Here is a 998-nt window from a genome sequence, read left to right on the forward strand (position 1 = left end):
GGCGGGCACGGGGGCCAGGGCGAAGGCGACGTCCCGCAGGGTCTCGGCCAGCACGCCGCCGAGCCCCACCATGGCGACCGGGCCGAAGCGGGGGTCCCGGTTCACACCGACGATCAGCTCGATTCCGTCGGTCAGGTCCGCCATGGCCTCCACGGAATAGGCGGGCGCACAGAGCCGGGCGTGCATCGCGTGGAAGGCGGCGAGGAGTTCGCCGGGGCCGGCCAGGCCGAGGGTCACACCGCCCACGTCGGACTTGTGGAGCAGATGGTGGGCCTTGAGGACGTACGGCCCGCTGAACTCCTCTGTCGCGGCGAGCAGTTCGGTCTCGTCGTGGATCTCGCGGGCTTCGGGGAAGGCGAGTCCGGCTGTTTGCAGGGCCCTGCGGGTGGCCAGGTAGCCGGTCTCGTGCAGCGGGGCGTCGGCCCGGGGCAGGGGCGTGACGCCGGTGTGCCCGGCGGTGGGGGCGGTGGCGGCGAGTGCGCGGGCGGCGTCCTCGGTGGCGGCGAAGACCGGGATGCCGGCCGCGGCGAGGGTGCGGCAGCTGGGCGACTCGGGATACATGGACTGCACCACGAGGGGCTTGGCGCCGGTCCGGTGCCGGGCGGCGATGAGGCGCGCGGCCTCCTGCTCCCCCTCCGCGAGAGCCGTACCCCCTCCCCCGAGCCCGCCGTCGGCCGCCGCGTAGCCACCGAAGTAGCCCGTCATCAGGACGGCATCGACCTCCTCGGCCGCCAGCAGCGCGGAGACGGTCTGCGCGTACGAGCCCGGGTTCTGCTCGCCCATCCCGGCGAGGTCCACCGGGTTGGTGACGGCCGACTGCTCCCACAGGGCGTGGCGCAGCTGGTCCTGGGTCGGCCGGTGCAGTTCGGGCACGGTCAGGCCGGCGGTCTCGGCGGCATCGGCGGCGATGACGCCGTGACCCCCGCCGTCCGTGAGCACGGCGACGCGGCGCCCGGCCGCACGGCGCACGCCCTGCGACGCGGCGAGCACGACGGTGA

At 75.2% G+C, this 998-nt stretch carries 1 protein-coding gene; it reads right to left on the reverse strand.

Going from position 1 to position 998, the window contains the following annotated elements; genetic code table 11:
* Window positions 1-998, reverse strand: a 998-nt coding sequence (locus IE249_RS39310) for an acetate--CoA ligase family protein (protein WP_229859814.1), incomplete at both ends; no start/stop codon positions are given.

Origin of the sequence: Streptomyces anandii JCM 4720, assembly GCF_014650655.1 — a bacterium.
GTDB lineage: Bacteria > Actinomycetota > Actinomycetes > Streptomycetales > Streptomycetaceae > Streptomyces > Streptomyces anandii.